Origin of the sequence: Enterococcus faecalis, assembly GCF_029024925.1 — a bacterium.
Taxonomy (GTDB): Bacteria; Bacillota; Bacilli; order Lactobacillales; family Enterococcaceae; genus Enterococcus; species Enterococcus faecalis.
Genome location: NZ_CP118962.1, coordinates 1 through 22,355 on the forward strand (window position 1 = coordinate 1; position 22,355 = coordinate 22,355).

The 22,355-nt window shown below is 37.9% G+C and carries 16 protein-coding genes; 15 read left to right on the top strand and 1 reads right to left on the bottom strand.

Annotation, left to right across the window (positions count from 1 at the left end; all coding sequences use genetic code 11):
- From dnaA to PYW42_RS00070, 14 genes are all read left to right on the top strand, one after another.
- Positions 1-1,344, top strand: a complete 1,344-nt coding sequence (gene dnaA, locus PYW42_RS00005) for a chromosomal replication initiator protein DnaA (protein WP_002356013.1) — start codon at positions 1-3, stop codon at positions 1,342-1,344.
- A 201-nt stretch (positions 1,345-1,545) separates the two neighbouring features.
- The gene (dnaN, locus tag PYW42_RS00010; RefSeq protein ID WP_002356014.1) at positions 1,546-2,676 is read left to right on the top strand and encodes a DNA polymerase III subunit beta; all 1,131 of its coding nucleotides are present in this window, start codon (positions 1,546-1,548) and stop codon (positions 2,674-2,676) included.
- A gap of 579 nt (positions 2,677-3,255) precedes the next feature.
- A complete protein-coding gene (gene yaaA, locus PYW42_RS00015; protein ID WP_002356015.1) occupies positions 3,256-3,501 on the top strand; it encodes a S4 domain-containing protein YaaA in 246 nt (81 codons plus the stop codon).
- Positions 3,488-4,615, top strand: coding sequence for a DNA replication/repair protein RecF (recF, locus tag PYW42_RS00020; RefSeq protein ID WP_002356016.1), 1,128 nt, complete (start codon positions 3,488-3,490; stop codon positions 4,613-4,615). The genes yaaA and recF overlap by 14 nt, the downstream gene beginning before the upstream one ends.
- Positions 4,612-6,561: a DNA topoisomerase (ATP-hydrolyzing) subunit B gene (gene gyrB, locus PYW42_RS00025; RefSeq protein WP_002359210.1), complete on the top strand. Its 1,950-nt coding sequence runs from the start codon at positions 4,612-4,614 to the stop codon at positions 6,559-6,561. The genes recF and gyrB overlap by 4 nt, the downstream gene beginning before the upstream one ends.
- A gap of 55 nt (positions 6,562-6,616) precedes the next feature.
- Entirely contained in the window at positions 6,617-9,118 is a 2,502-nt protein-coding gene (gyrA, locus tag PYW42_RS00030; protein ID WP_002361457.1) for a DNA gyrase subunit A, read from the top strand.
- A 174-nt stretch (positions 9,119-9,292) separates the two neighbouring features.
- Entirely contained in the window at positions 9,293-9,595 is a 303-nt protein-coding gene (gene rpsF, locus PYW42_RS00035; protein WP_002356019.1) for a 30S ribosomal protein S6, read from the top strand.
- 44 nt (positions 9,596-9,639) lie between these two features.
- Positions 9,640-10,206 (top strand): single-stranded DNA-binding protein, encoded by a 567-nt coding sequence (ssb, locus tag PYW42_RS00040; RefSeq protein WP_002364599.1) that lies wholly within the window; start codon positions 9,640-9,642, stop codon positions 10,204-10,206.
- Positions 10,207-10,231: 25 nt separating this feature from the next.
- Positions 10,232-10,471: a 30S ribosomal protein S18 gene (gene rpsR / locus PYW42_RS00045; RefSeq protein ID WP_002356021.1), complete on the top strand. Its 240-nt coding sequence runs from the start codon at positions 10,232-10,234 to the stop codon at positions 10,469-10,471.
- Positions 10,472-10,675: 204 nt separating this feature from the next.
- Entirely contained in the window at positions 10,676-12,652 is a 1,977-nt protein-coding gene (locus PYW42_RS00050) for a DHH family phosphoesterase (RefSeq protein WP_002356022.1), read from the top strand.
- A 5-nt stretch (positions 12,653-12,657) separates the two neighbouring features.
- Positions 12,658-13,110, top strand: a complete 453-nt coding sequence (rplI, locus tag PYW42_RS00055) for a 50S ribosomal protein L9 (RefSeq protein WP_002356023.1) — start codon at positions 12,658-12,660, stop codon at positions 13,108-13,110.
- A 272-nt stretch (positions 13,111-13,382) separates the two neighbouring features.
- On the top strand, positions 13,383-14,750 hold the full coding sequence (gene dnaB / locus PYW42_RS00060) for a replicative DNA helicase (RefSeq protein WP_002381331.1): 1,368 nt from the start codon (positions 13,383-13,385) through the stop codon (positions 14,748-14,750).
- A 237-nt stretch (positions 14,751-14,987) separates the two neighbouring features.
- Positions 14,988-16,280: an adenylosuccinate synthase gene (locus PYW42_RS00065; RefSeq protein ID WP_002359213.1), complete on the top strand. Its 1,293-nt coding sequence runs from the start codon at positions 14,988-14,990 to the stop codon at positions 16,278-16,280.
- Positions 16,281-16,404: 124 nt separating this feature from the next.
- Complete coding sequence (locus tag PYW42_RS00070) at positions 16,405-17,274, top strand: DegV family protein (protein WP_002359214.1); 870 nt, start codon at positions 16,405-16,407, stop codon at positions 17,272-17,274.
- Between the two features lie 292 nt (positions 17,275-17,566).
- On the opposite strand, the gene PYW42_RS00075 is transcribed toward PYW42_RS00070, so the two are convergent.
- Positions 17,567-19,198 carry an ABC-F family ATP-binding cassette domain-containing protein gene (locus PYW42_RS00075; protein ID WP_002359215.1) on the bottom strand — a complete coding sequence of 544 codons (1,632 nt, stop codon included), beginning with the start codon at positions 19,196-19,198 and terminating at the stop codon, positions 17,567-17,569.
- Positions 19,199-19,450: 252 nt separating this feature from the next.
- On the opposite strand from PYW42_RS00075, the gene PYW42_RS00080 reads away from it, so the two are divergent.
- On the top strand, positions 19,451-22,336 hold the full coding sequence (locus PYW42_RS00080) for a sigma 54-interacting transcriptional regulator (protein ID WP_002411367.1): 2,886 nt from the start codon (positions 19,451-19,453) through the stop codon (positions 22,334-22,336).
- The last annotated feature ends 19 nt before the right edge of the window (positions 22,337-22,355 follow it).

The following is a 22,355-nucleotide window of genomic DNA, read 5'->3' on the forward strand; positions in this document are numbered from 1 at the left end:
ATGCCCGACGTGGAAAGTTTTTGGCATAGCCTTGAAGAAGCCTATCAAGCGATTTTGTCGGCGCCAAGTTTTGATGCTTGGATTAAAACCACACGCCCTTTGAAATTAGACAACAATCAATTGTGGCTAGAAGTCCCTTCTGCAGTTCATCGTGATTACTGGGAAAAAAATCTTTCGGCAAAAATTGTCGAAACTGGATTTAAATTGACCGGTGCAGAAGTGATGCCCCATTTTGTTGTTGCCGATGAAAAAGACGCAGCACTGGCACAAGAACTCGAAGAACCTGCCGAAGAAGAAGTTGTTTTTAGTGAACAAAGTAAAAAAGCGATGCTTAATCCTAAGTACACTTTCGACACCTTCGTTATTGGTAAAGGAAACCAAATGGCGCACGCTGCAGCGCTTGTTGTTGCCGAGGATCCAGGTTCGATTTACAATCCCCTTTTCTTCTATGGTGGTGTAGGGTTAGGGAAAACCCATTTGATGCATGCTATTGGTCATCAAATGTTAGTGAATCAACCAGATGCCAAAGTCAAATATGTTAGTAGCGAAACGTTTACGAATGAATTTATCAACTCAATTCAAACAAAGACATCCGAACAATTTCGGAAAGAATATCGCAATGTTGACTTATTATTAGTCGATGATATTCAATTTTTGGCGGAAAAAGAAGCAACATTGGAAGAATTTTTCCATACCTTCAACGATCTTTACAATGAAAATAAACAAATTGTTTTAACAAGTGATCGCCCGCCGAATGATATTCCAAAATTACCTGAACGATTAGTTTCTCGCTTTGCTTGGGGTTTGTCTGTCGATATCACCCCGCCTGATTTAGAAACACGGATTGCAATTTTGCGCAAAAAAGCAGATGCCGAGCGTTTAGAAATTCCGGATGATACACTAAGTTATATCGCTGGTCAAATTGATTCCAACATCCGTGAATTAGAGGGTGCTTTGGTCCGTGTTCAAGCCTTTGCAACTATTAATGGAGAAGATATTACCACTAGTTTAGCGGCGGACGCCTTGAAATCTCTAAAATCAGTTGGTAGTAAAAATCAATTGTCCATTTTACAAATTCAAGAAGAAGTATCCAAATATTATCATGTGCCTCTTAAAGATTTAAAAGGGAAAAAACGGGTGAAAACAATTGTGGTTCCTCGTCAAATCTCAATGTATCTTGCTAGAGAAATGACCGACAATTCCTTGCCAAAAATTGGTGCCGAATTTGGCGGCAAAGATCATACAACGGTGATTCATGCGCACGAAAAGATTCAGCAATTATTGGAAAAAGATCCAGCGATTCAAAAAGAAGTCAGTGAAATTAAAAATTTATTGAACTCTTAGGATGTGGAAAACTAAACAAAAAAGAACAAAGTTATCCACAACTTATACACAAGTGGATAACTTAGTAAAATCAATGCTCTTTTGACTTTTCCACAGAATCAACATGCCCTATTACTTTTATTATTTATTTATATATAATATACAAAACAGTGGCGTACAAAATTAGAACGTATTGAAAATACTTAAAAAGGAGTTTACATTATGAAATTAACGGTCAAACGAAGTGTCTTTTTACAAGAATTACAAACTGTTCAACGAGCAATTTCTTCTAAAACAACGATTCCAATCTTAACAGGTGTTAAAATTGTGTTATCAGAAGATGGCTTATCACTTACTGGGAGTAACGCGGATATTTCAATTGAAAGTTTTTTAAGTAAAGACGATGAAAAAGCTCAAATGACCATTGAACGCACAGGTAGCATCGTTTTACAATCTCGTTTCTTTGGCGAAATTATTCGTAAATTACCAGAAGATATGTTCACAATGGAAGTTCTAGATAACAATCAAGTTGCAATTACTTCAGGAAAAGCTGATTTTACGGTTAATGGATTAGATGCGGATAATTATCCGCACTTACCAGTAATTGATACTCAAAACCAAATGAAATTACCTGTTCATTTATTGACAAAAATTATTAGTGAAACAGGTTTTGCTGTATCGATGCACGAAAGTCGTCCAATTTTAACTGGGGTTCACTTTATTTTAGAAAATCAAAAATTACTTGCCGTTGCGACAGATTCACATCGTTTAAGTCAACGTGTGATCCCGACAGAACAAGCAGTAGAAGACTTTAACATTGTAATTCCAGGAAAAAGTTTAACTGAACTTTCTCGTTCATTAACCAATGAAGAAGAAATGGTTGAAATCAGCATTATGGAAAACCAAGTGCTATTTAAAACAGAAACAATGTACTTCTATTCTCGTTTGTTAGAAGGAAATTATCCTGATACCAACCGTTTAATTCCAACTAGCCATAACACGCAAATTGAATTTTATGTACCAGAATTGCTTTCAGCAATCGAACGTGCCTCTTTACTTTCTCATGAAGGACGTAACAATATTGTTCGCCTTTCAATTTCACCAGATTCTGTTGTTTTATATGGAAATTCACCTGAAATTGGAAAAGTCGAAGAAGCTTTAAACTATGAAAATGTTTCTGGTGAAGCGTTGGATATTTCTTTCAACCCAGATTATATGAAAGATGCGTTGCGAGCGTTTGGCGATATGAATATTACCGTGAAATTCCTTTCTCCAATTCGTCCGTTTACATTGGAGCCAACCGAAACAGAACTAGATTTCATTCAACTAATTACACCGGTTCGTACAAATTAATCATGTTTAAAAAAGACCTTCGGAAAATCAATATGATCGCCGAAGGTTCTTTTTTGTCGTCTGTTTAAAGCCGATAAACGCTGCTAGATAAGCTTTTTATAACTAGAATAGCTTTTACGCTAATATGATTGTGAATATTTGAACTATCGTTTGACGAATAAATTCTGCCTTTTTTTTCGTGGATAAAGAAAAAAGCCCTTTAATTTTTCGTTTAAGGGCTGTTCATTTTTTTATGAACATTTCCTAGTGAAAGAAGTTTACGTTGCTTAAAACGACGCTCAGACCTCTACAAGCTACTTTTCTTCATTGCGCGCCCTCTTCGTTTGTCTTTGAGTTACCCCTAATTGTTTTTTAGTTAAACGCTACTCGTCATTTCTGCCAAATCAGGTCCCTTTTTTCTCAAGAAAATATCAATTTCCGTTTTAAAATGCTTTTTAAGAGTTTTTTTATCCTAATAATATTTTCGGTCATTTAGAATTAAAATTGCTTAGAATGAAAATTAGACAGATAAATTTGTTTTCTCTTATGAAAAAGGGTATAATATATATGAGAACGTATTAGAAAAAAGAGGGATGCACATTGAAAAAAACGTTTGTTTTAGCAACTGAGTATATAACGCTTGGTCAGTTTCTTAAAGAAATCAACGTCATTGGTAGTGGCGGCCAAGCCAAATGGTATTTGGCAGATAATAGCGTGTTTGTTGATGGCGAGTTGGAAAATCGTCGCGGACGGAAACTTTATGCGGGCATGATGATTGAGATACCTGAAGAAGGTACTTTTTTTATGGTGAAAAACGGAAACGAGTCCGACGATGCGGCTGAATGAGCTGACACTTCAGCATTATCGTAATTATGAAACAGTCAGCTTAGATTTTCCAAAAACGTTAAATCTTTTTTTAGGCGAAAACGCCCAAGGAAAAACCAACTTGTTAGAAAGCATTTATGTTCTAGCAATGACACGAAGTCATCGAACCAGCAATGAAAAAGAATTAATTGGCTGGGAACAAGCAGCAGCTAAAATTAGCGGTGTGGTTGAAAAAAAGACAGGCACCGTGCCGTTGGAAATTTTAATTTCCAACAAAGGACGTAAAACCAAGGTTAACCACATTGAGCAAAAAAGGCTCAGTGCGTACATTGGGCAACTGAATGTTATTTTATTTGCCCCAGAAGATTTATCTTTGGTGAAAGGCTCACCGCAAGTCCGCCGGAAATTTATTGACATGGAACTCGGACAAGTGAGTCCTATTTATCTTTATGATCTTGTCCAATATCAGTCTGTTTTAAAGCAACGGAACCAATACCTAAAACAACTAGCTGAAAAGAAACAAACAGATACTGTTTATCTCGATATTTTGACAGAGCAGCTAGCTGAATTTGGCGGGAAAGTTCTATACGCTCGGTTAGGTTTTCTTAAAAAATTAGAACACTGGGCAAACTTACTCCATCAAAAAATTAGTCATGGACGCGAAACGCTCACCATTGACTACGCATCAAGCATCCCAATTGACAACACGGATCTTTCCTTAGAAGCACTTCAAAATCAATTGCTCCAACAATTAATGAACAATCGTAAGCGTGAATTGTTTAAAGCGAATACTTTTTTAGGCCCTCATCGTGACGATTTGCTATTTATTGTCAATGGTCAAAATGTTCAAACGTATGGCTCACAAGGTCAACAGCGAACGACAGCTTTAAGTATTAAATTGGCAGAGATTGATTTGATGCATTCAGAAACAGGAGAATATCCTGTGTTATTACTAGATGATGTCATGAGTGAATTAGATAATGAACGTCAAATTCACTTGTTAGAAACGATTGAAGGCAAAGTTCAAACGTTCTTAACGACAACTAGTTTAGATCACATAAAAGACAAGCTAACAGTTGAACCAGATATTTTTTATGTTCAACAAGGCAAGATAGAAAGGAATTCAGCGACATGACAGAAGAAGAAAAAAACATGAGAGAACGTGCGCAAGAATATGACGCTAGTCAGATTCAAGTTTTGGAGGGCTTAGAAGCTGTCCGGAAACGTCCTGGTATGTACATAGGTTCTACTAGTGGCGAAGGGTTACACCACTTAGTATGGGAAATCGTTGACAACTCTATCGACGAAGCCTTAGCAGGATTTGCTAAATCAATTCAAGTAATTATCGAACCAGACGATAGTATTACTGTTATCGATGATGGTCGTGGAATTCCAGTCGGGATTCAAGCTAAAACAGGTCGCCCAGCTGTGGAAACAGTGTTTACAGTGCTACATGCCGGCGGGAAATTTGGCGGTGGCGGCTATAAAGTATCAGGTGGCTTGCACGGTGTTGGTTCCTCTGTTGTTAATGCTTTATCGACCAGTTTAGATGTTCGTGTTTATAAAGATGGCAAAGTGTACTACCAAGAATATCGTCGTGGTGCGGTTGTTGATGACCTAAAAGTTATCGAAGAAACGGATCGTCACGGAACTACTGTTCACTTTATTCCAGATCCTGAAATTTTTACAGAAACAACCGTTTATGATTTTGATAAATTAGCAACACGGGTTCGTGAATTAGCCTTTTTAAATCGAGGCTTACACATTTCAATTGAAGACCGTCGTGAAGGACAAGAAGATAAAAAAGAGTATCACTATGAAGGCGGGATTAAGAGTTATGTTGAGCATTTAAATGCCAATAAAGACGTTATTTTCCCAGAGCCAATCTTCATTGAAGGAGAGCAACAAGATATTACAGTGGAAGTGTCAATGCAGTATACAGATGGCTACCACTCAAATATTTTAAGTTTTGCCAACAATATTCATACTTATGAAGGCGGAACGCATGAATCTGGTTTTAAAACTTCTTTAACACGTGTGATTAATGACTATGCACGTAAACAAAAATTGATGAAAGAAAACGATGAAAAATTAACTGGGGAAGATGTTCGTGAAGGTTTAACCGCAGTGGTTTCCATCAAACATCCAGATCCTCAATTTGAAGGACAAACGAAAACGAAATTAGGGAACTCAGAAGTACGGACCGTTACGGATCGTTTATTCTCAGAATACTTTACAAAATTCTTAATGGAAAATCCAACAGTCGGCAAACAAATTGTCGAAAAAGGTATGTTGGCCTCAAAAGCTCGTTTAGCCGCTAAAAGAGCCCGTGAAGTCACCCGTCGTAAAGGCGCGTTAGAAATTAGCAACTTGCCAGGGAAGCTGGCTGATTGCTCAAGTAAAGATCCGGAAAAATGCGAATTATTTATCGTCGAAGGAGACTCGGCCGGCGGTTCAGCAAAACAAGGCCGTAGCCGTGAATTCCAAGCCATTTTACCAATTCGTGGGAAAATCTTGAATGTCGAGAAAGCCAGCATGGATAAAATTTTAGCCAATGAAGAAATTCGGTCATTATTTACAGCTATGGGAACAGGCTTCGGCGAAGATTTCGATGTTTCTAAAGCACGTTATCACAAACTAGTGATTATGACCGATGCCGATGTCGATGGTGCGCATATTCGAACGTTGTTATTAACCTTGTTCTATCGCTTCATGCGTCCAATTGTTGAAGCTGGTTATGTGTATATTGCCCAACCACCACTATATGGTGTGAAACAAGGGAAAAACATCACCTACGTTCAACCGGGCAAACATGCTGAAGAGGAACTAGCAAAAGTGTTAGAAGAATTACCTGCTTCACCAAAACCAAGTGTTCAACGTTACAAAGGGTTGGGTGAAATGGATGATCACCAACTTTGGGAAACAACAATGGACCCAGAAAAACGATTAATGGCGCGAGTGAGTGTCGATGATGCCATTGAAGCTGACCAAATTTTTGAAATGCTAATGGGCGATCGTGTGGAACCACGTCGTGCGTTTATCGAAGAAAATGCCCATTACGTGAAAAACTTGGATATTTAATGTGTCGCAACGTTGTAAGAGACGCTAGAACATATATTTAGAGGGGAAAAAATTCATGAGTGAAGAAATTAAAGAAAACATTCAAGACGTCAATCTGACCAGCGAAATGAAAGAATCTTTCATTGACTACGCAATGAGTGTTATCGTAGCCCGCGCGTTACCTGACGTTCGTGACGGTTTAAAACCTGTTCATCGCCGAATCTTATATGGAATGAACGAATTAGGGGTAACCCCTGATAAACCACACAAAAAATCAGCCCGGATTGTTGGGGATGTTATGGGTAAATATCACCCCCATGGGGACAGTGCGATTTACGAATCAATGGTGCGGATGGCACAACCTTTTAGTTATCGGGCTATGTTAGTTGACGGCCACGGAAACTTCGGTTCTGTCGATGGTGACGGCGCTGCCGCTATGCGTTATACCGAAGCACGTATGAGTAAAATTGCTTTAGAAATGCTACGAGATATTAACAAAAATACAGTCGATTTCCAAGGAAACTATGATGATTCAGAACAAGAACCAGTAGTTTTACCTGCTCGTTTTCCAAACTTACTAGTTAACGGAACAACGGGGATTGCGGTGGGGATGGCAACAAATATTCCACCACATAATTTAAGTGAAGTGATTGATGCAACAAGTTTATTGATGGACAATCCTGATGTAACGACGAATGAATTGATGGAAGTGTTACCTGGACCAGATTTTCCAACAGGCGGTTTAGTGATGGGGAAATCAGGGATTCGCCGAGCATATGAAACAGGGAAAGGTTCGATTACTGTTCGTGCAAAAGTTGAATTGACTGAAATGCCGAATGGAAAAGAACGTATTTTAGTAACTGAATTGCCTTATATGGTGAATAAAGCCAAATTAATCGAACGAATTTCTGAATTACACAGAGATAAACGAATTGAAGGAATTACTGATTTGCGGGATGAATCTTCTCGTGAAGGCATGCGGATCGTCATCGATGTTCGTCGAGATGTGAGTGCCTCTGTTGTGTTAAACAACTTGTACAAAATGACTGCCTTACAAACATCTTTTGGTTTTAACATGTTAGCCATCGAAAAAGGCGTACCAAAAATTTTAAGCTTGAAACGTATTTTAGAAAACTACGTCGAGCACCAAAAAGAAGTCATTACTCGCCGGACGATTTTTGACAAAAACAAAGCAGAAGCACGGGCGCATATTTTAGAAGGTCTACGAATTGCCTTAGATCATATCGATGAAATCATTGCCATTATCCGTGGATCACAATCAGATGACGAAGCAAAAGCAACGTTAATTGAACGCTTTGAATTTTCAGATCGTCAAGCGCAAGCGATTTTAGATATGCGTTTACGCCGTTTAACAGGCTTAGAACGCGACAAAATTGAAAATGAATATCAAGAGCTATTGAAATTCATTGCGGACTTAGAGGACATTTTAGCCCGCCCAGAACGCGTCATTGAAATCATTAAAACAGAGTTAAATGACGTTCGCACAAAATTTGGTGATGCACGACGCACAGAATTATTAGTAGGTGAAGTCTTAAGTCTTGAAGATGAAGATTTAATCGAAGAAGAAGAAGTCGTGATTACATTAACCAATAACGGCTACATTAAGCGGATGGCAAACTCTGAATTCCGGGCGCAACGCCGTGGCGGACGTGGTGTCCAAGGCATGGGCGTTCATGATGATGATTTCGTGAAAAACCTAGTTTCTTGTTCAACACACGACACGTTATTATTCTTTACGAACACTGGGAAAGTTTACCGAGCAAAAGGTTACGAAATCCCTGAATACGGTAGAACAGCAAAAGGAATTCCAGTGATTAACTTACTGGGAATTGATTCTGCAGAAAAAATTCAAGCGATTATTTCTGTTGAGGGCAAAGCGGAAGCAGGTAAATACTTGTTCTTCACAACCTTAAAAGGAACCGTCAAACGGACAGCCGTAACAGCCTTTTCTAATATCCGTAGTAATGGATTAATCGCCATTAGCTTAAAAGAAGATGATGAGTTAGTTAACGTGGTAACGACTAATGGCAATCAGAAGATGATTATCGGAACACATGCAGGATACTCTGTCACATTTGATGAAAATACTGTACGTGATATGGGCCGGACAGCATCAGGTGTTCGGGGAATCCGTCTCCGCGAAAATGATTATGTGGTCGGTGCAGCGATTCTGGATGAAAACAAAGAAGTCCTAGTTATTACTGAAAATGGTTACGGTAAGCGTACAAAAGCTTCTGAATATCCAGTTAAAGGACGTGGCGGTAAAGGGATTAAGACAGCAAATATCACTGAGAAAAATGGTCCATTAGCTGGTTTAACCACGGTCAATGGTGATGAAGATATCTTATTGATTACGAACAAAGGCGTCATTATCCGCTTTAACGTTGATTCTGTTTCTCAAACAGGACGCGCAACATTAGGGGTTCGTTTAATGAGAATGGAAGATGGTGCCAAAGTGGTAACAATGGCTGTTGTAGAACCAGAAGAAGTGGAAGAAGAAATCGTTGAAGTTGTAGAAACAACAGAAAACGAAACAACATCAGAAACAGAAGAATAACATAAAAAAGTTTCGCCAGTTGGCGAAACTTTTTTATTGGGGCTTTTCAAAACTATTTCTTGCTTTTGTCCATCAATTAGCATATAATTAGAGATTGTGAACTACCTTTTTAGGTATGTTCTCCTTGCTCTTAGCCAACTAAGAGCCTTGAAGTCCATAGGGAGGTGAAAATCAATGAGTCAAGATACGAAGTACGAAATCATGTACATTATTCGTCCGAACATTGATGAAGAAGCAAAAACTGCTTTAGTAGAACGTTTCGACACAATCTTAAAAGATAACGGAGCAGAAGTTATCGAATCTAAAGATTGGGAAAAACGCCGCTTAGCATATGAAATGAACGGATTCCGTGAAGGCATCTATCATATCGTTAATGTTACTTCTCCATCAACAGCTGGCGCAATCAACGAGTTTGATCGTTTAGCAAAAATCAATGACGATATTATCCGTCATATGATCGTGAAGGTAGAAGCATAATTTGTTTCACATGAAACATTTATTGACGAAAGGAGATGTTTTGAATGATTAATAACGTTGTATTAGTCGGAAGATTGACAAAAGATCCTGACTTACGTTACACCGCTAGTGGTTCAGCTGTTGCGACCTTTACACTTGCTGTAAACCGTAACTTTACGAATCAAAATGGTGACCGTGAAGCAGACTTTATCAACTGTGTGATTTGGCGTAAACCCGCAGAAACAATGGCTAATTATGCCCGTAAAGGTACATTATTAGGTGTTGTCGGAAGAATTCAAACTCGTAACTACGAGAACCAACAAGGTCAACGTGTCTACGTAACTGAAGTGGTTTGTGAAAACTTCCAATTGTTAGAATCTCGTTCTGCTTCAGAACAAAGAGGAACTGGCGGCGGTAGCTTTAATAACAACGAAAATGGTTATCAATCACAAAATCGTAGCTTTGGTAATAACAATGCCGGTTCTGGATTTAATAACAACAACAATAGTTTCAATCCATCATCTTCTCAGTCGCAAAACAATAACGGTATGCCTGATTTCGATAAAGATTCTGATCCATTTGGTGGCTCAGGTTCATCTATCGACATTTCAGATGATGATTTACCATTCTAAACGAATTTGATAGGAGGGAACAAGAATGGCACAACAAAGAAGAGGCGGACGTAAACGTCGGAAAGTCGACTACATCGCAGCAAACCACATCGAATACATCGACTATAAAGATACTGAATTGTTAAAACGATTCATTTCAGAACGTGGCAAAATTTTACCACGTCGTGTTACAGGTACTGGCGCTAAAAACCAACGTAAATTAACGATTGCTATTAAACGCGCACGTATCATGGGATTATTACCATTCGTTAGTGACGAACAATAATTTTATGACAATTTCCAGAACCAAAGAGCTTGCTCTTTGGTTCTTTTTTATCTTGACTAGTGTTTCACGTGAAACATAACAAGGTTCGCAGAATGAAGTGTTTTGTGATAAAATAAGGGATGAAATAACTAGTGAATCACCAGAGCAATATGCTCGTTGGAACAAGTCGCCTCAAAGGTCTGCAGAAAGATTGGAGGCAAAAAAATGCAAAAGAAGAGAATTCAAAAAAACGGTTTCTTAATTGTTGTGGGTCTTCTCTTAGTAGAATTTCTCCTCTATTTCTTACTAACAAATAAATGGCTGCTATTGGCGGTAATTATCGCATTAGATATCTTTCTCTTAGTGGTTATTCGGCTGTTGATTAGAGATGTAGAAATTACGAACGTAGAAAAGATTCAAGAAGCAAGTTCCATTGCTGAACAATCGTTGGATTATGTTGTAAATGAAGTACCTGTGGGAATTATTACGTATAACGGGGAAACACGCGCGGTAGAATGGCTTAATCCTTATGCTGCTTCTATTTTTAATAAAGACAATCAGCTAACGTTAACCGCTAGCCAAGTGACGTCTTATTTAGAATTAGCAGAACGAAACCAAGATATTTTTACGATTGACGAAAATACCTATCGCTTTAGCGTCAATAAAGAACAACATACAATTACTTTTGAAGATATCACTAAAGAAAGTAATTTGTATCAAGAAAAAGTCGAAATGCAAACGGCTATTGGCATTGTGTCTGTCGATAATTATGATGATGTCACCGATACAATGGACGAGAAAGAAATTTCTTATTTGAATAGTTTCATTACGACGATGGTTTCTGATTGGATGGACCAATACAAAGTTTTTTATAAGCGAATCAACGCAGAACGTTATTTTTTCATTGCCCAATGGGAAGATATTCAAAAAATGATGGACGAAAAATTTTCTATTTTGGATACGATCCGTAAGGAATCAGCTAACCATGAAGTAGCCATTACGTTAAGTATGGGGATTGCTTATGGGGGGCCAACCTTAGATCAAACCGGGACCACGGCTCAAACAAACCTAGATACAGCTTTAGTACGTGGCGGCGATCAAGTGGTTGTAAAAGAAGCCAAAGATGAAGCGAAGCCGTTATTTTTTGGTGGAAAAACGGCAGTAACGACGAAACGTTCCCAAGTACGTTCTCGCGCAATGAGCATGGCAATTAAGGGAATTATTGCGGAATCAGCTGACATCTATATTATGGGCCATCGTTATCCAGATATGGATGCGTTAGGTTCAGCATTTGGTGTTGCTCGTTTAGCCTCGTTTAATAATCGAAAAGCGTGGATTGTTTTAGATGAAAATGAAATCATTCCCGATGTCAAAAGAGTGTTAGAGGCGATTAAAGAGTACCCAGAATTAGAAGAGCGCATTATTAGTCCTAAAGAGGCCATGAAGCGCAAGAAAGAAAGTAGCTTATTAGTTATGGTAGATTACCATAAACCGTCTCTATCGATCTCACAAGAGCTCTATGAGCGTTTTGATAAAGTGGTAATCATTGATCACCATCGACGAGGAGACGAATTTCCAGCAAAACCCTTGCTTTCTTATATTGAATCTTCTGCCTCTTCTGCTTCAGAATTAGTCACAGAATTGATCGAATACCAAAGTAATAGCGCAAATAAACTGCAGGCCTTTGAAGCAACCATGATGTTGGCGGGAATTGTGGTTGATACGAAAAGTTTCAATACACGAACGACGGCGCGAACATTTGATGTGGCTAGTTATTTACGAACTTGTGGAGCAGACTCATCTTTAGTACAATATCTATTAAGTTCTGATCTTACAAGCTATCTGGAAATGAACAACTTAATCTCTAAAAGCGAATATGTCACAAAAGATACCGTCGTTGTTGCAGGGAGTGAAGACAAAGAATATGATAGTGTCACAGCTGCCAAAACAGCGGACACATTACTTTCTATGGCAGGGATTAATGCAGCATTTGTCATTACCAAGCGGACGGATCAACAGATTGGCATTAGTGCTCGGAGTAATGGTTCAATTAATGTCCAAATTATTATGGAAAATTTAGGTGGTGGCGGTCACTTTACTAATGCGGCAGTACAATTATCAAACGTAACAGTAGCAGAAGTAAAAGAGCAACTACTTGATGTAATTCGTCAAAATATTAATGAAATGTATGAACAGGAGTGAAGAAAATGAAAGTCATTTTTTTACAAGACGTTAAAGGAAAAGGAAAAAAAGGGGACGTAAAAGAAGTGCCAACTGGTTACGCCCAAAACTTTTTAATTAAAAATGGTTATGCGAAAGAAGCCAATAAAGGGAGCATGAGTGCGTTAGCGGGTCAAAAGAAAGCCCAAGAAAAACATGAAGCAGAAGTTTTAGCACAAGCAAAAGAAATGCAAGCCTTTTTAGAAGATGAAAAGACTGTTGTAGAGATCAAGGCAAAAGCTGGAGAAGACAGCCGTTTATTTGGCTCAATTCCTTCAAAACAAATTGCAGAAGCCTTAAACAAACAATACAATGTAAAATTGGATAAACGCAAAATCGAATTAGCCAACCCAATTCGTTCTCTAGGCTACACTAACGTACCAGTCAAACTACATCATGAAGTTACAGCGAAAATTAAGGTTCATGTCGTAGCGGAATAATACAATCGATAAAAAAGAAGCCGATTTCTCCGGCTTCTTTTTTATACCAAATAAATTACTCGAATTATTTTTATAATATTTAAAAATCAAATATACAACACTTTAAATTAACGAAAGCATTATATTTTTATTATTTGTATATTTTTTGAAATTGAAAAGTGAACTAAAAATAGAGAAATCAGCAGAGAAAAAATGTACTTTTTTTAATGAAATTGTGTTAAAATGGATAGACTAAATGAACCAGAAAGTAAGACATCGTGGGAGAGAACAAAATGAATGAATTATTGCAAGATAGGGTACCGCCACAAAATATTGAAGCGGAACAAGCCGTTTTAGGTTCTATTTTCTTAGATGCAGATGTGCTAATAGAAGCGATGGAATATGTGGAACCTAAAGATTTCTATCGTCGTAGTCATCAGTTGATTTTCCAAACGATGATGACCTTAAGCGACCGAAATGAAGCGATTGATGTGGTAACAATCAAAGATCGCCTAGAACAAGAGAATTTGTTAGAAGATGTTGGCGGACTAAGTTATCTGTCAGATTTAGCTTTAGCTGTACCGACAGCTGCCAATGTCATTTATTATGCAAAAATTGTTGAACAAAAATCGTTGCTGCGCAACTTAATCCAAACCGCTACAGAGATTGTAACTAAAGGCTTTGAGCAAGGTGAAGATGTTGAATCTATTTTGGATGATGCAGAACGAAGCATTTTAGAAGTCTCCGAAAAGCGGAATCGCAGTGGCTTTTTATCAATTTCAGATGTTCTAAATACAACTATTGCGAATATTGACCAATTATACCAAAATGATGAAGAGATTACTGGTTTACCTACAGGCTATCAAGCATTGGATAAAATGACTGCTGGCTTGCAAGCGGAAGAGCTAATTATTCTAGCGGCCCGTCCAGCGGTAGGGAAAACCGCTTTTGCATTAAATATTGCCCAAAATGTCGGCACCAAAACAGATAAAGCTGTCGCTATTTTTAGTTTAGAAATGGGGGCAGAATCATTAGTGAACCGGATGCTTTGTGCAGAAGGATCCATTGAGGCTAGCCATTTAAGAACAGGGCAATTATCTGAAGAAGAATGGCAAAACTTAATTATTGCGATGGGTAGTTTGTCCCGTGCGAATATCTATATTGATGACACACCAGGGATTAAAATTACCGAAATTCGTGCGAAATGTCGTAAATTAGCACAAGAAAAAGGCAACTTAGGTCTAATTTTGATCGACTACCTACAATTGATTGAAGGAACTGGAAAAGAGAACCGCCAACAGGAGGTTTCTGATATTTCACGTCAATTAAAAAAATTAGCGAAAGAGTTAAAAGTCCCAGTTATCGCTTTGTCACAGCTTTCTCGTGGCGTGGAACAACGTCAAGATAAACGTCCTGTGTTAAGTGATATTCGTGAATCAGGTTCCATTGAGCAAGATGCCGATATCGTTGCCTTTCTTTATCGTGATGATTACTACGATCGTGGTGAAGGAGAAGACGGCGATCATGAGCCACCAGAAGTGGACAATGTTGTAGAAGTTATCATTGAGAAAAACCGTAGTGGTGCGCGTGGAACGGTCGAATTACTTTTCATTAAAGAATATAATAAATTTTCTTCGCTTTCGCCGAGGACAGAATTCTAAAAAAACGAACTCATTTTTTGAGTTCGTTTTTTTGCTTATTAAGGGATTAAAATCAGAGAGTAAAACACGAACAATATTCGTATATTTTATTATTTTACAAAAACATAACTAAAAATGTTCGTATTTTTGACAGAAACGCTTTTGATTGTGAAAGAATATTCGATTTTTACCCTTGAAAGGGACTGGTTTTACTGGTACAATGATTCAGGACAAAAAAATTATGAACGAGGTGTTCGAATGTCATCAGTAGTAGTTGTTGGAACGCAATGGGGCGACGAAGGTAAAGGAAAAATTACAGACTTTCTAAGTGAAAACGCAGAAGTGATCGCTCGTTACCAAGGCGGAGATAACGCCGGACATACCATTAAATTCGACGGCGTAACGTATAAATTACATTTAATTCCTTCAGGGATTTTCTATAAAGAAAAAATTAGTGTAATTGGTAACGGCGTAGTTGTGAATCCAAAATCTTTAGTAAAAGAATTAGCTTATTTAAAAGAAAATAATGTTGCCACTGATAATTTACGTATTTCAGATCGTGCCCATGTCATCTTGCCGTATCATATTAAATTGGATCAATTGCAAGAAGATGCGAAAGGTGAAAACAAGATTGGGACAACGATTAAAGGAATTGGCCCAGCCTACATGGATAAAGCAGCACGGGTGGGAATCCGTATCGCTGATTTATTGGATAAAGAAATTTTTGCGGAACGTTTGCAAATTAACTTAGAAGAAAAAAATCGTCAATTCGTTAAAATGTTTGATAGCGAAGCCATTGAATTTGATGATATTTTTGAAGAATACTATGAATACGGACAACAAATTAAACAATATGTTACAGATACTTCGGTTATTTTAAACGATGCATTAGATGCTGGAAAACGGGTTTTATTTGAAGGGGCACAAGGTGTCATGTTGGATATCGATCAAGGAACCTATCCATTTGTTACTTCCTCTAATCCAGTAGCTGGTGGCGTAACTATCGGTAGTGGCGTTGGTCCATCAAAAATTAATAAAGTGGTTGGTGTCTGCAAAGCGTACACTTCACGTGTCGGTGACGGCCCATTCCCAACAGAATTATTTGATGAAACAGGAGAAACCATTCGTCGTGTCGGTAAAGAATACGGAACAACAACAGGACGTCCGCGTCGTGTCGGCTGGTTTGATTCAGTAGTTATGCGTCATTCAAAACGTGTATCAGGGATTACAAACTTGTCATTAAACTCGATTGACGTGTTAAGTGGTTTAGAAACGGTGAAAATTTGTACAGCTTATGAACTTGATGGTGAATTAATTTATCATTATCCAGCAAGCTTGAAAGAATTAAGCCGCTGTAAACCAGTTTATGAAGAATTACCAGGTTGGTCTGAAGATATCACTGGTTGCAAAACTTTAGCTGATTTACCAGCTAATGCTCGTAACTATGTGCATCGGATTTCAGAATTAGTTGGTGTGCGCATTTCAACATTCTCTGTAGGTCCAGACCGTAACCAAACGAACGTTTTAGAAAGCGTTTGGGCACAAATTTAAGCAGATTTTTAAGGGAACGTAAAGGATGGCTTATGCCAGTTCAGCCTTTACGTTCTTTTTTAATTTTATATAAAAATGAAAAACTATGGTAAAATAAAAGAAAACATGAAGGGGGCAATTGTCCGTGAATTATCAATTAGTGACAGATTCTTGTTGTGACTTGCCGTATACATACTTAAAAGAAAACCAAGTACCTTTTATTAGCATGAATATTCAAATTGACGGGAAAGAATATCGCGATGATTTAGGTGAAACGTTTGATTATCAGAACTTCTTAACGGCTATTAAAAATGGAAGTATGCCCACTACCTCTCAAGTTAATGTAGGACGCTACAATGAATTTTTCCGTCCTTTTGTGGAGCAAGGGTTACCGGTGATTTATTTAGCTTTTTCATCTGGGTTAAGTGGCTCTTATCAAAGTGCGTTGCAATCAGTAGAGATGTTAAAAGAAGAGTACGATAATGTAGAAATTCATATTATTGATACAAAAGCAGCTAGCTTAGGTCAAGGGATGTTAGTCCGAGAAGCCATTCGATTACAAACAGATGGTCATTCATTAGGAGAAGTTGTTGCCTATCTTGAAGAGCAAAAAATGAAACTTCACTCGTGGGTAACGGTAGATGATTTAAAACATTTAGAACGTGGCGGACGGATTTCTAAAACAGCGGCAGCACTTGGTGGCTTAATGAACATTAAACCAATTATTCGCGTGGATGCGGCAGGCAAACTAGCATCCGTTGGTAAAACTCGTGGACGAAACAAGTCCTTGCAAAAGATTGCGCAAGAAACGATTCAAGGCATTGTAGAGCCAATGAAACAAACACTGTTGATTGCATATGCGGGAACGAAAGATGACGCGGAAAAAGTCAAAGAATTAATTGAAAAAGAAATAGAGGTTAATGAGATACTGATTTATCCTCTAGGACCCACCATTACTAGTCATACCGGAATAGGTTGTATTGCTGTGTTTTCTTTTGGTGAAAAAAGAAAATAAAAAATGAGCCTGGGACAAAAATCACTTTGGATTTTTGTCCCAGGCTTAAAAATTGATAAACGGCGGGAACAGAAGCAACACTACGCGTTGCTCCGATCTCAACAACTTCTAAGAGCTAAAGCTCTAAGAGTTGAAGGTCCTTCGGAAATAAGCCGAAATTGTTGAGAATCACGAAGAACGTAGTGATTCGATGATGAACAATACCTACTTGGTCTCCAAAAATTATAGAACAATTTTCGGAAATTCTTTCTTATTTCTCGGAGTTAAACGCTTCTGTCCCGACCTCATTTTTTTAATAATCTGAACTGAATAAAACGTCCATTTGTTTTTGAATTTCTGGGTTTTCCAAGAATTCATCATAGGTTGTTTCTGCCCGATCAATGACACCTTTATCAGAAACAGCAATAATTCGGTTCGCTAATGTTTGGATAAATTGGTGGTCATGTGAAGCAAAAAGAATTGAACCAGTGAAAGCCATCAACCCATCATTTAATGCAGTGATTGATTCTAAGTCTAAGTGGTTCGTTGGATCATCTAAAACCAAGACATTGGCTTTGGAAAGCATTAATTTTGAAAGCATGACACGCACTTTTTCGCCTCCGGAAAGAACATTGACTGGTTTTAGTACCTCTTCACCAGAGAATAACATCCGACCTAAGAAACTACGTAAGAACGTATTGTCATCTTCTTCTTTACCAGCAAATTGACGTAACCAATCTAAAATGGTTAATGGCTCTTCAAAGTCTTTGCTGTTGTCTTTTGGTAAATAAGCTTGGCTAGTTGTAACGCCCCAACGAACAGAACCTGTATCGGGAGTAATTTCGCCCATAATCACTTTGAATAACGTAGTCGTTGTAATATCTGAGTCAGCGATGAATGCCACTTTATCATCTTTTGTTAAGTTGAACGAGATATTATCTAAGATTTTTTTGCCATCAATCGTTACAGAGACATTTTCAACTTGTAATAAGTCATTGCCGATTTCACGTTCTGGTGTAAAACCAACGAATGGATAACGACGAGAGGAAGGTTGAATGTCATCTAAGGTAATTTTATCTAACATTTTTTTACGAGACGTTGCTTGTTTTGATTTTGAGGCATTGGCGCTAAAACGAGCGATAAAGTCTTGTAATTCTTTGATTTGTTCTTCTTTTTTGGCATTAGATTGTGCTTGCAATTTTGTCGCTAGTTGGCTTGATTCCAACCAGAAATCATAGTTACCCACGTAAAGTTTGATTTTACTAAAGTCTAAATCTGCCATGTGAGTGCAGACTTTGTTTAGGAAATGACGGTCATGGGAAACCACGATAACGGTATTTTCAAAGTTGATTAAAAATTCTTCTAACCAATTGATTGAGCGGGTGTCTAAACCATTTGTCGGCTCGTCTAATAGTAAGACATCTGGTTTACCAAAAAGAGATTGAGCTAATAATACTTTGACTTTTTGACCAGCTGTTAATTCGCTCATTTTTTGATCATGTAATTCTTCTGGAATGTTTAGCCCTTGGAGTAAAACAGCTGCTTCAGGTTCTGCTTCCCAACCGTCAAGTTCAGCAAATTCGCCTTCTAGTTCTGCGGCACGAATCCCATCTTCATCTGAAAAATCTTCTTTCATATAGATAGCATCTTTTTCTTTCATTACTTCGTAAAGACGTTTATGTCCCATAATTACAGTTTCTAAAACAGTGTAGTCTTCGTAGTCAAAGTGATTTTGTTTCAGCGTCGCTAGTCGCTCATTAGGACCCATTGAAACCACGCCAGTTGTCGGTTGAATCTCACCTGATAAAATTTTAAGAAACGTTGATTTTCCTGCACCGTTTGCGCCGATTAAGCCGTAACAGTTGCCAGGAGTAAATTTAATATTCACTTCTTCAAAAAGTTTACGATCTGGAAATTGTAAACTTACATCATTAACAGTAATCAATTGTTTTCCTCGCTTTTAATATATTCTTGAACCTCTCTGCATTATATCGGCTACAGAACCTTTTTTCAAGGAGTTTCAATCTTTTTACAGAAACGAATAAAAAGGTGGGTTTTTTATAGAAAAAAGGCGCTTTTTTAAAATGTTTCATGTGAAACAGAAATTTTTTTCATGAAAGGGTTTTTAGTGTATTTTTTTAATGATACACTGTATCATGTAAATTAATTAGTGTATCGATTAAAGGAGCCATCAAAAATGAAGCGGATTGAAAAAATCTATCAATATGTTAAAGAGCAAACGAAGAATTTAACGCCAATGACCTTAACAAGTGATGCGGGAGTCACGACACAAGAAATTTCAGAACGTTTAAACATTCAGCGGACCAATGCTAGTAAAGATTTGAATCAACTGGTTCGTGAAGGGCGCTTGAAAAAATTATCTGGTCGACCAGTAAAATATGTCGCGCAGGTGGCGTTTCAGCATCGACCATTAACCAAGCCAGTTAAAAGTTATCGGGAAAAATCAATGGATCACTCCACAAAAACTTTTATCGAACCATTGGTTGAACCAGTAGTCACGACAAGTAAAACCCCAGAAGTTGAAGATATTTTCAAAAAAATTATCGGTTCAGCTGGAAGCATGAAAACGCCGGTGGAACAAGCCAAAGCAGCGATTTTATATCCGCCAAAAGGCTTGAATTGTTTAATTACTGGACCAACAGGTTCTGGGAAAACTTATTTTGCTCATGCCATGTTTCAATTTGCGAAGCTGAACCAAATTGTGGCCAAAGAAAAAGAGTTTGTGGTGTTTAACTGTGCAGACTATGCGCATAATCCAGAACTTTTGATGTCGCATTTATTTGGGTATGTAGAAGGGGCCTTCACAGGCGCTACGAAAGCGAAAGAAGGGATTATTGATGAAGCAGATGGCAGCATTCTGTTTTTAGATGAAGTACATCGGTTACCACCCGAAGGACAAGAAATGATTTTTTATTTTATGGATCACGGCGTGTACGCGCGTTTAGGTGAAACAGTGAAATCACATCATGCGGATGTTCGGATTATTTGTGCTACGACGGAGAATCCTACTTCTTCTTTATTGAATACTTTTGTGCGACGCATTCCGATTATCATTCAATTACCGAACTTTAGTGACCGTCCTGCGAAAGAAAAAATTGACCTCCTAAAAGTGATGGTTTCAATGGAAGCAGCGCGGATTCAACGGCGAATCTCTTTGTCAGAAGATGTGGTCAAAGCGTTAATTGGAAGTGTTTCTTATGGAAATGTCGGTCAGCTAAAATCGAATGTGCAACTTGTGACTGCGCGAGGGTTCCTTAATCAGATGGAACAAGAGGAATTAATGATTACGATGGACGAATTAACGGACAATATTAAAGAAGGCATTATGCAACTTGCCAGTAATCGAGAAGTATTGTCGGAGTTATCGAAATATCTGGAACCGCAATTAGTGGTATCACCAAATGAATCTTTAGTAGCTATTCAGTCAGATGCCTATGAATTGCCTTACAATCTATATGAGATTATTGGAGATAAAGCGGCTCTCTTAAAAGCAGACGGCTTGGACCAAGAACTAATTAATAATTTTATTACAACGGATATCAATGTTCATTTAAAATCTTTCTACAAAGATTATGGATTCACCTTTGATACAGAAAATAAATTGGCCGAAATTGTTGACCAACGAATTATTGATGTCACTAAGAAAATTTATAATTTTGCAGCGAAGCGGTTATCGTATTCGTTTCAACCCAATTTTATTTATGCAATGAGTTTACACATTAGTTCTTTCTTGAAACGCATCCAATTAGGTAAAGATCCTAAGCATCCTTTAAATGAAAGTATTCGAAATATGGTTTTAGATTATCCAACAGAGTTTGAAACAGCAAAAGAAATTAAAAATATTATTGAAAGTAGTTATCAGATGGAGATTCCTGAATCTGAAAGTTACTATTTAGCTGTTTTGCTCATTTCTTTAAGAGAAAATCCTGAGGCTGGCCGGATTGGCATTGTCGTGGCTGCGCACGGAAATAGTACCGCTAGCAGTATGGTACAAGTGGTTTCTCAATTGTTAAATGTTGATAATTTGAAGGCTGTGGATATGCCGTTAGATATGCCACCGAAAGAAGCTTTGCGTAAAATCGTTGAAGCAGTTGGTGAAGTGAATGAAGAGAATGGCGTACTATTATTGGTGGATATGGGTTCATTAAGTACTTTTTCAGAAGAAATTGTACGCCAGACAGGCATTGATGTGCGGACAGTAGACATGGTGACCACGCCAATTGTTCTTGAAGCGGCCCGCAAAACCGCATTAATTGATACGCAATTGGAAACACTTCACGAGTCTTTAAAAAACTTTCATGGCTATGCCGATATTCGCCAAAGTGAAACGAAACAAATCATTGAAAATTGGAAAACAAGAGCAATTATTGCTATCTGCGCTTCTGGAGAAGGAACTGCGCGCCGAATGAAAGAGCTTATTGAGGAAGCTGTCTTGCCACAAATAGACTGGCATTTAGAAGTGATTCCTTTGTCCATTGTAAATATGAAAGAAGTCTTGCCTAAAATTCAAGAAGACTATGAAATTATTGCGACAACTGGGATTACCAATCCCAAAATTGGAGTTCCTTATATTTCCATGGAAAATTTCTTTTCCGGTGAAGCAGAAAAAATTATTCAGCAATTACTAGCAGAGCGGAAAGAAGAAGTAATGAATAAGCCGTTGGACGAAGCGGCAGCAAAAGAAATTTGTCTCAAATATATGGAGCAAAGTTTCACTTTTATTAATGGAAAAAAAATCATTGATCTGTTGTGGTCATTCGCTAAAAATATCCAAACCCAATTAGCGATGCCAGAAGAGTACACATTTTACATCAATTTGATTATGCACACATCGGGCATGTTGGAGCGTATTTTACGGAATGATACACTGACGGTTTCAGAAAAGGAACTTGGTCGATTGGTTCAAGAGCCAATTTATTCAGTGATTGTGGCCTCAATTGAGACTATGGAAGAAGCTCTTAATATGGATGTTCCAGCAGAAGAAGTTTATTTTATCGCACAGTTAGTCAAAAATGCCCAGTGTATCGAAGATAAAATCACCGAAATTGATACGCTAGATTAATACAGAAAAATCGATACAC

Excerpts from the sequence above, each read along its gene's own strand:
- recF (WP_002356016.1), top strand. The coding sequence starts at position 3,488 with ATGCGGCTGAATGAGCTGACACTTCAGCATTATCGTAATTATGAAACA.
- ssb (WP_002364599.1), top strand. The coding sequence starts at position 9,640 with ATGATTAATAACGTTGTATTAGTCGGAAGATTGACAAAAGATCCTGAC.
- rpsF (WP_002356019.1), top strand. The coding sequence starts at position 9,293 with ATGAGTCAAGATACGAAGTACGAAATCATGTACATTATTCGTCCGAAC.
- rplI (WP_002356023.1), top strand. The coding sequence starts at position 12,658 with ATGAAAGTCATTTTTTTACAAGACGTTAAAGGAAAAGGAAAAAAAGGG.
- rpsR (WP_002356021.1), top strand. The coding sequence starts at position 10,232 with ATGGCACAACAAAGAAGAGGCGGACGTAAACGTCGGAAAGTCGACTAC.
- gyrB (WP_002359210.1), top strand. The coding sequence starts at position 4,612 with ATGACAGAAGAAGAAAAAAACATGAGAGAACGTGCGCAAGAATATGAC.
- PYW42_RS00050 (WP_002356022.1), top strand. The coding sequence starts at position 10,676 with ATGCAAAAGAAGAGAATTCAAAAAAACGGTTTCTTAATTGTTGTGGGT.
- PYW42_RS00080 (WP_002411367.1), top strand. The coding sequence starts at position 19,451 with ATGAAGCGGATTGAAAAAATCTATCAATATGTTAAAGAGCAAACGAAG.
- PYW42_RS00065 (WP_002359213.1), top strand. The coding sequence starts at position 14,988 with ATGTCATCAGTAGTAGTTGTTGGAACGCAATGGGGCGACGAAGGTAAA.
- dnaB (WP_002381331.1), top strand. The coding sequence starts at position 13,383 with ATGAATGAATTATTGCAAGATAGGGTACCGCCACAAAATATTGAAGCG.
- dnaA (WP_002356013.1), top strand. The coding sequence starts at position 1 with ATGCCCGACGTGGAAAGTTTTTGGCATAGCCTTGAAGAAGCCTATCAA.
- gyrA (WP_002361457.1), top strand. The coding sequence starts at position 6,617 with ATGAGTGAAGAAATTAAAGAAAACATTCAAGACGTCAATCTGACCAGC.
- dnaN (WP_002356014.1), top strand. The coding sequence starts at position 1,546 with ATGAAATTAACGGTCAAACGAAGTGTCTTTTTACAAGAATTACAAACT.